This is a genomic window from Streptomyces colwelliae, from assembly GCF_048158785.1.
Lineage (GTDB): Bacteria > Actinomycetota > Actinomycetes > Streptomycetales > Streptomycetaceae > Streptomyces.
Genome location: NZ_JBLTJC010000401.1, coordinates 1 through 9,104, shown reverse-complemented (window position 1 = coordinate 9,104; position 9,104 = coordinate 1). Strand labels below are relative to the sequence as shown.

The window sequence follows — 9,104 nt, the reverse complement described above, 5'->3', positions numbered from 1 at the left end:
TCGTCGCGACATGCAGCCCGGCCTCCACGGCCCGGTCCTCCAGCAGCTCGCGCTCGATGGAGGTGTCCCCGGAGAACGCGATCCGCATGCCCTGCTTGAGCGGCCTGCCGTCCTCGAAGCGCCCCGGCACCGCGTCACCCCGGCGCCACGAACCCCGACTCGTACGCCGCGATCACCGCCTGCGTACGGTCCCGCGCCCCCAGCTTCGCCAGCACGGCGCTCACATGCGACTTCACCGTCTCGGTCCCGACGAGCAGCCGGGCGGCGATCTCCGCGTTCGACAGACCCCGCGCCATGAGCCGCAGCACCTCGGCCTCACGCTCGGTCAGTTGGGCCCGCTCCATCACCGCGCGGGCCGCCCGGTTCCCGCCGTCGTCGCCGTACTCGGCGGCCAACTGCCGTACGGAGGCCGGGAACAGCAGCGACTCGCCCTCGGCCACCAGGCGCACCGCGTGCACGATCTCGGCCGGCCGGGCCCGCTTCAGCAGGAACCCGTCGGCACCGGCCCGCAGTGCCTCGTACACGTACTCGTCGTTCTCGAAGGTCGTGATGACCAGGATCTTCGGCGGGTCGTCGACCGTGCGCAGCACCGCGCGCGTGGCCTCGATGCCGTCCAGGAGGGGCATCCGTACGTCCATGGCGACCACGTCCGGCCGCAGCTGCCGCACCAGCGGGATCACCGCCGCCCCGTCGGCGGCCTCCCCGACCACCTCGATGTCCGGCTGCGCCTCCAGTACGGCCCGCAGGCCCGCGCGTACGAGGGGTTCGTCATCGACCAGGAGAACGGTGACCGGCATCCGGCCAGCCTAGATCAGCCCAGCGGCAGCTCCGCGTGCACCTGCCAGTCACCCTCGTCGGGTCCGGTGTGTGCCTGCCCGCCGAGCAGTGCCGCACGCTCGCGTATGCCTCGCAGACCACTGCCCCGGCCCGGGCCCGGTATCGCCGCCGTCAGCGGATTGCGGACCTCCAGATCGAGGGTGCCGTCGGCGACCCCGATACGGACCCGCACGGGCACGGACCCCGCGTGCCGCAGCACATTGGTCAGCGCCTCCTGAAGAATCCGGTAACCCTCCCGGGAGACCGGCCCCGGCACCGTCTCCAACGGTCCGGTCACCTCCGCGTCGACCTTCGCCCCGGAGGCCCGCGCCGACTCCAGCAGCCGGTCGGCGTCCACCAGCGTCGGCCGACTGCTCACCGGCCGCTCCGCCTCCCGCAGCACGCCCAACACCCGCTCCAGGTCCTCCAGGGCGGCCCGGCCGGTCTCCTCGATGGCGCCCAGCGCCCGCTCGGTGAACTCCGGGTCGCCCGCCGCCCGGGCCGCGCCCGCCTGCACCACCGCCACGGTCAGCGCGTGACCGATGGAGTCGTGCAACTCCCGTGCGATGCGTGTGCGTTCCAGAAGCTGCTCGGTGCGCTCCTCCAGGGCCGCGAGCTGCTCCGCGCGCGAGGGACCGAGCAACTTCCTGGCCAGGAGCGTGGCCAACTCGCCCAGGCCGACGATCGCGGCGTACAGGGCGATCAGGGGGAGGGGTGCCAGCAAGGCGTACCACCCGTTCGGTGCCGCCTCCTTGAGGATCGGCACGTCGTCGGGCACGCGCCCGCGTGCGACCTCGATCAGCTCGAAGGCGATGATCGGCAGCCAGACGCAGGCGCCCGCGGTCGCCCAGCCCAGCGCCATCCGGACCTCCAGCCACAGCAGGGTGCGGCCTCGGTCCCGCCAGGTCGCCGACGGCGCCACGGAGATCCCTGAGTCCTGCTCGCCCGGCGTCAGCAACAGCTGCGCCTGCACCCCCTCACCGACCCGCACGGCCGGGATCAGGGCGACCGGGATCAGCGCGAGCGCGGGTGCGTACGGCGTCTCCGGGCTGATCAGGATCCACACGGCGGTGAACAGCATCGGCACCCAGAGGTGCAGCAGACGCGTGTACGTCGTCCCCCGGAGCAGCGGGCGCAGGAAGCGGGCCATTCCGACATCGTGACAGCCGGCACCGACATCGGCCTCCCCCGGGCGGGGGAGACGATCTCCACCGGTGGGGGAGGCCCCAACCCCCGTGAACGGCCAGGCTGTTGGTCATGACCAGCATCGACGTACGAGACCTCACCAAGGAGTACGGCACCCGGCGGGCCGTGGACCACGTCACCTTCGACGTCCGCCCCGGCAAGGTCACCGGCTTCCTCGGCCCCAACGGCGCCGGAAAGTCCACCACCATGCGCCTCGTCCTCGGCCTCGACCGGCCCACCTCCGGAACCGCCTCCATCGGAGGCCGCCCGTACGCCGCGCTCACCGAGCCGCTGCGACACGTGGGCGCCCTGCTCGACGCGCAGGCCGCGCACGGCTCCCGTACCGCTCGCGACCATCTGCGCGCCCTGGCGGCGAGCAACCGCATCCCGGCAGCCCGGGTCGACGCGGTGCTGGAGGAGACGGGACTCGCGTCGGTCGCGCGGCGCCGGGTGAAGACGTACTCCCTGGGCATGCGTCAGCGGCTGGGCATCGCCGGTGCCCTCCTGGGTGACCCCGGGGTGGTCCTGCTGGACGAGCCGTCGAACGGCCTCGACCCCGAAGGCATCGTCTGGATACGGGAGTTGCTGCGCGGGCTGGCGGCGGAGGGCCGTACGGTCCTGGTCTCCAGCCACCTGATGAACGAGACCGCCTCCTTCGCCGACCACCTCGTGGTCCTCGGTCGCGGACGGCTCCTGGCCGACACCCCGATGCGGGACTTCATCGACGCGCGCGTGCAACCCCACGTACGCATCCGTACGACGGACGCAGGCGCCCTCAAGAGCACACTCGCCGGGCACGGTCTCGACCCCGTGGAGCAGGAGGACGGGCACTGGACCGTGGCGCACGCACGCGTGGACGAGATCGGCACCCTGTTGTCCGCGGCGGGCGTGCCGATCCTCGAACTGACCTCCACCGAGGGCACGTTGGAACAGGCCTATCTCGATCTGACGGCCGACGAGACCGAGTTCACCGCACCGCACCAGGAGGCCTGACCATGGCATTCACGCCCGTGTTCCACTCCGAGTGGATCAAGATCCGAACCCTGCGCTCCCAGGTCGCCGCCCTCGCCATGATCGTCGCGGTGACGGCACTCTTCTCCGCGCTCGCCTCGTCCGACACCGGCGGCGACGACTTCGACCCGCTGTTCGCCGTCTTCTTCGGCGTGTCCTTCGGCCAGATCGCGGCGATCGCCTTCGGCACGACCGCGGTGTCCTCCGAGTTCCAGGGCGGAGCGCTACGGCAGTCGCTGGCCGCGGTGCCGCACCGGGGGCGCTGGTTCGCGGCCAAGGCGACCGCCATCGCCGTGCCCGTGTTCGCCGTCGGCCTGGTCACCGGCGTGGTGACCCTGGCGGTCGGCAAGGCGGTGCTGGGCGCCGAGGCGGACGGGCTGGGCGGGGCGGAGCAGGTGCGCGGTGTGGTCGGCTGCGCCGTGTATCTCACCCTGATGGCACTGCTCGCGGCCGGTCTCACGGCGGTGCTGCGCAGCGGGGTGGCGACGCTGAGCATCGTCATACCGTTCCTGCTCATCGTGTCCTTCGTGGTCGGCGACGCGTCCAGCGACATCGCGGACCTCCTGCCCGACCGGGCCGGCCAGGTGGCGCTCCACCAGACCTGGGCCGGGGCGATGGGGCCGTGGACCGGGCTCGGGGTGACGGCGCTGTGGACCGCGGCGGCGCTGACGGCGGGGGCGTGGAGCGTCCGGCGCCGGGACGCCTGACCTCGGAAGTGCCGGAACGTCTGCCCCGTGCGGGATCTGACTCCCAGCCCGTTGTCAGTGGGAGCCGGTTCACTGGAGGCATGAACATCACGCACTCGCTGATGACGATCGACCTGCTGTGCACCCGGGACTTCCCCGCGGAGCACGGCAGGACGGACGTGGGCACGGGAGGCCCCGGCCATCACATCGCCGAATTGCAGACGAGCGGCGACTTCTGGGAGGACGACGGGACGGAGCGGGAGGAGACCGAGGCGCGGTACGAGATTGACCGGGACGGACTCGGGGAGCGGCTGGTCGAGCGATGGGGAGCGCACCGTGTGATCAGTCTGGAGAGCGCGTTCGAGCGGTCGCGGGACGGCGAGGACATACCGGAGCCCTGGGCCTCGCTCAGCGCGCACGTGCCGGACCTACACCTGTGGAAGTCGCCGGAGACCGGCCGGTGGATCGCCCTCGGCGTATCCCAGTGGGACAAGGAACTCCCGTTCCAACTCCTGGCCGTCGTAACGGAGATGGACCCGCCGTGAGGATCTAGTCCTGTGCGGCGACCCGCAGCCGCCCGAACTCCTCGGCCATCGTCGCCGCCGTCCAATGCGCGTTCAGCCCGCTCGGATTGGGCAGCACCCACACACGCGTGTCCCCGAACGTCCGCTGCTGCGGCCCGACTTGGGCCCGGCGGTCGTCAAAAGCAGCCCGGTAGGCGGTGACGCCCAGCACCGCGAGCCAGCGCGGCTTCCACCCCGTCAGCTTCGACGCGAGGAGTTGCCCGCCCTCGCGGTACTCCTCCGGGCCCAGCTCGTCGGCCCGAGCCGTCGCCCGTGCGACCACGTTCGTGATGCCGAGCCCGTGCGACAGCAACTCCCCTTGTTCCGCGGGCTTCATGAGCCTCGGGGTGAAGCCGGAGAGATGCAGTACCGGCCAGAAGCGGTTGCCGGGACGGGCGAAGTGGTGGCCCGTGGCCGCCGTCATCAGACCGGGGTTGATGCCGCAGAACAGCACGCCGAGGCCGTCCGCGACGACGTCCGGTACGAGACGGTCGCGGACGGCCTCCAGCTCGGCCTGGGTGAAGCGGGTCAGAGGATCGCCCCCGGGGTGTAACCCGCGGCCTCCGGGTGCTGCTTCGCGAGCTCCTCGACGCGGGCGACGACGACGGCGACCTGGTCGGCGGCGGCACCCGTGAAGGACAGCTTGTCGGCCATCAGTGCGTCCAACTGGGCGCGGTCGAGCGGGATGCGCTCGTCGGCGGCGAGCTTGTCCAGCAGCTCGTTGCGCTCGGCGCCCTGCTCGCGCATCGCCAGCGCGGAGGCGACGGCGTTCTCCTTGATGGCCTCGTGCGCGACCTCGCGGCCGACACCCGCGCGGACCGCGGCCATCAGCACCTTCGTGGTCGCGAGGAACGGCAGGTAGCGGTCCAGCTCACGCGCCACGACGGCCGGGAACGCGCCGAACTCGTCGAGGACCGTCAGGAACGTCTCCAGCAGCCCGTCGAGCGCGAAGAACGCGTCGGGGAGGGCCACCCGGCGCACCACCGAGCAGGACACATCGCCCTCGTTCCACTGGTCGCCCGCCAGCTCGCCGGTCATCGACGCGTAGCCGCGCAGGATGACCATGAGGCCGTTGACGCGCTCGCAGGAGCGGGTGTTCATCTTGTGCGGCATCGCGGAGGAACCGACCTGGCCGGGCTTGAAGCCCTCGGTGACCAGTTCGTGCCCGGCCATCAGCCGGATCGTCTTCGCCAGCGACGAGGGCGCCGCCGCGACCTGCACCAGCGCGGTCACGACCTCGTAGTCCAGCGAGCGCGGGTAGACCTGGCCGACCGAGGTGAACGCCTGCGAGAAACCGAGGTGGGAGGCGATCCGCTGCTCCAGCTCCGCGAGCTTCGCCGTGTCGCCGCCGAGCAGGTCCAGCATGTCCTGGGCCGTGCCCACCGGGCCCTTGATGCCGCGCAGCGGGTAGCGGCCGAGCAGCTCCTCGACCCGTCCGTACGCCACGAGCAGCTCGTCGGCGGCGGTCGCGAAACGCTTGCCGAGGGTGGTGGCCTGTGCGGCCACGTTGTGCGAGCGGCCGGCCATGACCAGCTCGCCGTACTCACCGGCCAGCTTGCCGAGGCGCGCGAGGACAGCCACCGTACGGTCGCGCATCAGCTCCAGCGAGAGCCGGATCTGCAGCTGCTCGACGTTCTCCGTCAGGTCGCGGGACGTCATGCCCTTGTGGACCTGCTCGTGCCCGGCGAGGTCGTTGAACTCCTCGATCCGCGCCTTCACATCGTGCCGCGTGACCTTCTCGCGCTCGGCGATGGAGGCCAGGTCGACCTGGTCGAGCACACGCTCGTAGTCCGCGATCGCCGCGTCCGGCACCTCGATCCCGAGGTCCTTCTGGGCTCGCAGCACAGCGAGCCAGAGTTGCCGCTCCAGCTTCACCTTCTGCTCGGGAGACCAGAGCGTGGCGAGCTCGGTGGAGGCGTAACGTCCGGCGAGGACGTTCGGGATGCGGGGCTTGGCGGGAGCGGAAGTCACGTGTACGGAGTTTACCCGGCGTCCTTGAGGGTTCCGGACCGTCCTTTCGGTCCAGAGATCCCAGGTCAAGGACTCTCCGGACAGAGGGCCGCGACGGGGCCGTGAGATGCGTGCGAGCTGCCGAGTCATGCGTTCACGGTCGGGTCGCCCCGTTCCGAGAGGCCGAATTTCCGCCTATAACACGATTGAGTGAACCCCCCGAGTAAGCAGCAACCACACGCTGCCTTTACAAGTCACACATCTCGCATTCATCAGCGAGTACCTCAGGGGACACATGAGCAACCAGCCGCCCTACCCGCCGCAGCAGCCCGGATGGGGCAACGGCCAACAGCCCTACGGACAGCCTCCGTTCCAGCCGCAGCCCCCGAAGAAGCGCTCCGTCGGAAAGATCGTCGGCCTCGGCTGCCTCGGCGTCATCGGTCTGTTCGTCGTCATCGTCATCGCCGTCGCCGCCATCGGAGGCGGCGGCAGCAGCAACGACTCCAGCGGCAGCGGCGACTCGAAGAGTGCGGCGCCCGCCGGCGAGAGCTCGGACAAGGCCGCCGCCGACCCGAAGAAGAACGACACCATGAAGGACGCCACCGACGGCAAGGTCGTCTTCAAGGTGTGGGGCACCGCCCCCGCCGGCGCCCTCGGCGGTCTCGACATCGGCTACGGATCCGACTCGGACACGCGGAAGGGCACGTTCGAGGACGGCAAGTTCGAGGCGACGCTGACCCTCGACAAGAAGGCCCTGTACTTCAACGTGCACGCCCAGCTCCAGGGCTCCGGCGACATCAACTGCTCGGTCACCGCGGACGGAAAGACGAAGAAGGGCCACGCGTCCGGCGGCTACAACATCTGCACCGCGCAGCTGAGCAGCAACTTCACCGGGGGTTGGTCGTAGCCCCGGGCAGCGGGAGCGGGGGCGTTCACGCCTGAACACGAACGGAACGACTACCTCTGGGGGGACCATGACCGACAGCAGCGTGCCGCCGATGCCGCCCATGCCCGCCGTGCCGCCGAACGATCCGTCGCCGCCGGCGAAGAAGCCGCGCACCAATCTGGTCATCCTCGGCTCGGCCGTCGCCGTCATCGCGGCCGTCGTGGCCACCGGCGTCGTGGTCGTGCAGTCCCGGCCCGACGAGAGCAAGCCGACCGCCGCCGCCAAGCCGACTGCCTCCGCCACGTCGAACGCACAGGACGAGGACGCCGTCACCACGGAGGAGCCCGATCCGGCGCCGTCGTACAGCGAAGTCGACGCCGACAGTTTCGTGATCGGACTGAAGACCACCGCGCGGCACTGCTTCGGGTCGGCGGGCTGCAATGTGACGGTCGAGCCGGACCTGACCTACTTGGGAGACAGCGAGGGGATCGATCCCGACGCCGTGTACGAGATCACCTACGAGATCCACGGCGATGAGTCCGGCCCGGTCATCGAGACGGCCGAGCTGTCGGACGAGACGACCCTCAACTACACGCCGTCCATGATCAGTACGGCTTCCGCGGGCACGACCGTGTCCGCGGAGATCACGGATGTCTCGGTCTCGGTGCAGGGGGTATGAGGCGCACGGGTCGGGCGTGCGGCGGCCTCGCTCCTGGGTGATCCCGGGGCGGGGGCGTCGTCAGACCCACGTCACCGTCGGGAACCCCGCCCAGGGACCCACATCACGCCGCCCCGCGATCCCCACCGTCGGCAAGCTCGGCCAACACCCCCGCGTGACAGATCAGCGGCGCACACCAGCAGGCCAGCACCCGTCCGCGCAGCGGCGGAATCAGGTCCAGCAGATACGGCCGCTCCAGCAGATATGCCCGGTACTTCGCCATCACCTCCGCGCGCGTGCCGTCCCGGCGGCGCGTGGGGAAGGGGCGGCGCCATGTCCGCCGCGTCCTCCCCGGTGCCCTCGGCCCGCTCCGCCTTCGTGGTCGTCGTCACGATCCCTCCCCTGTGGTGTGGCGGACGCACGTTATGCGCTTCTACGGGCGGTGCGGCGGGAGTTGGGCGGGATGTCACCCGAACGGGGAGGGCCCGTGCGATGATCGGGGCGAGGTCTGTTAACCCACGTTAACCAGGAGGCGGTCATGGGCGAGGAGCGGTTCGGGGAGTTCGTGCTGGTGCGGCGGCACGGGCACGTCGCGGAACTGGTCCTGGACCGGCCGAAGGCCATGAACGCGGTCTCCACGGCGATGGCGGGCTCGATCGCCGAGGCCTGCGCGGCACTGGCGGCGGACCGGGACGTACGCGTGACCGTGGTGACGTCGTCGCACGAGCGGGCGTTCTGCGTCGGCGCGGACCTGAAGGAGCGCAACTCCCTCACGGACGCGGAACTCGTACGGCAGCGCCCGGTCGCGCGCGGGGCGTACACGGGAGTCCTGGAGCTGCCCATGCCGACGATCGCCGCCGTGCACGGCTTCGCCCTCGGCGGCGGCTTCGAACTCGCCCTGTCCTGCGACCTGATCGTGGCGGACCGTACGGCTGTGGTGGGGCTGCCGGAGGTGTCGGTGGGCGTGATCCCGGGGGGCGGCGGTACGCAGCTGCTGCCCCGCCGGGTGGGCGCGGCGCGCGCGGCCGAGCTGATCTTCACCGCACGGCGCCTGGAGGCGGCCGAGGCGGCGGAGCTGGGTCTGGTGGACGCGCTGGTGGACGCGGGGCAGGACCGCGAGGAGGCGCTGGCGCTGGGCGCGCGCATCGCCGCGAATTCGCCCGTCGGGCTGCGGGCGGCGAAGCGGGCGTTGCGGTTGGGGCACGGGTTGGATCTGCGGGCCGGTCTTGAGGTCGAGGATGCGGCGTGGCGGTCGGTGGCGTTCTCGGGGCCTGTGGTCCGCCGCGGGTCAACTGGACGATCTGCCCGAGGCGTTGTGGCAGACCGTCGCCGGGTGCGCTCCGCTGTAG

The 9,104-nt window shown here is 71.1% G+C and carries 10 protein-coding genes and 2 pseudogenes; 6 read left to right on the top strand and 6 right to left on the bottom strand.

Features of this window, described 5'->3' with window-relative positions; all coding sequences use genetic code 11:
• The 3 genes and pseudogenes from ACNFOC_RS45490 to ACNFOC_RS45480 form a co-directional block, all read right to left on the bottom strand.
• Nucleotides 1-127 (bottom strand): annotated as a pseudogene (locus ACNFOC_RS45490) (DEDDh family exonuclease); the annotation flags it as partial.
• Between the two features lie 7 nt (nt 128-134).
• Nucleotides 135-797, bottom strand: coding sequence for a response regulator transcription factor (locus tag ACNFOC_RS45485; RefSeq protein ID WP_416964873.1), 663 nt, complete (start codon nt 795-797; stop codon nt 135-137).
• Between the two features lie 14 nt (nt 798-811).
• On the bottom strand, nt 812-1,966 hold the full coding sequence (locus ACNFOC_RS45480; RefSeq protein WP_416964872.1) for a sensor histidine kinase: 1,155 nt from the start codon (nt 1,964-1,966) through the stop codon (nt 812-814).
• Nucleotides 1,967-2,073: 107 nt separating this feature from the next.
• Here ACNFOC_RS45480 and ACNFOC_RS45475 point away from each other — a divergent pair, with 107 nt between their 5' ends.
• From ACNFOC_RS45475 to ACNFOC_RS45465, 3 genes are all read left to right on the top strand, one after another.
• Nucleotides 2,074-2,994, top strand: a complete 921-nt coding sequence (locus ACNFOC_RS45475; RefSeq protein ID WP_416964871.1) for an ATP-binding cassette domain-containing protein — start codon at nt 2,074-2,076, stop codon at nt 2,992-2,994.
• A gap of 2 nt (nt 2,995-2,996) precedes the next feature.
• A complete protein-coding gene (locus ACNFOC_RS45470) occupies nt 2,997-3,719 on the top strand; it encodes an ABC-2 transporter permease family protein (protein WP_416964870.1) in 723 nt (240 codons plus the stop codon).
• Nucleotides 3,720-3,799: 80 nt separating this feature from the next.
• Entirely contained in the window at nt 3,800-4,243 is a 444-nt protein-coding gene (locus tag ACNFOC_RS45465; protein WP_416964869.1) for a hypothetical protein, read from the top strand.
• A 4-nt stretch (nt 4,244-4,247) separates the two neighbouring features.
• On the opposite strand, the gene mug is transcribed toward ACNFOC_RS45465, so the two are convergent.
• Nucleotides 4,248-4,793: a G/U mismatch-specific DNA glycosylase gene (gene mug, locus ACNFOC_RS45460; RefSeq protein WP_416964874.1), complete on the bottom strand. Its 546-nt coding sequence runs from the start codon at nt 4,791-4,793 to the stop codon at nt 4,248-4,250.
• Nucleotides 4,790-6,232, bottom strand: a complete 1,443-nt coding sequence (purB, locus tag ACNFOC_RS45455; RefSeq protein WP_416964868.1) for an adenylosuccinate lyase — start codon at nt 6,230-6,232, stop codon at nt 4,790-4,792. Before purB ends, mug begins: the two co-directional genes overlap by 4 nt.
• Before the next feature lie 274 nt (nt 6,233-6,506).
• On the opposite strand from purB, the gene ACNFOC_RS45450 reads away from it, so the two are divergent.
• The gene (locus ACNFOC_RS45450; protein ID WP_416964867.1) at nt 6,507-7,118 is read left to right on the top strand and encodes a hypothetical protein; all 612 of its coding nucleotides are present in this window, start codon (nt 6,507-6,509) and stop codon (nt 7,116-7,118) included.
• A gap of 67 nt (nt 7,119-7,185) precedes the next feature.
• The gene (locus ACNFOC_RS45445) at nt 7,186-7,776 is read left to right on the top strand and encodes a hypothetical protein (RefSeq protein WP_416964866.1); all 591 of its coding nucleotides are present in this window, start codon (nt 7,186-7,188) and stop codon (nt 7,774-7,776) included.
• Nucleotides 7,777-7,879: 103 nt separating this feature from the next.
• On the opposite strand, the pseudogene ACNFOC_RS45440 reads toward ACNFOC_RS45445, so the two are convergent.
• Nucleotides 7,880-8,083, bottom strand: a pseudogene (locus ACNFOC_RS45440) (DUF4326 domain-containing protein); the annotation flags it as partial.
• 210 nt (nt 8,084-8,293) lie between these two features.
• Here ACNFOC_RS45440 and ACNFOC_RS45435 point away from each other — a divergent pair.
• Nucleotides 8,294-9,104, top strand: an 811-nt coding sequence (locus tag ACNFOC_RS45435) for an enoyl-CoA hydratase/isomerase family protein (RefSeq protein ID WP_416964865.1), incomplete at its 3' end; no start/stop codon positions are given.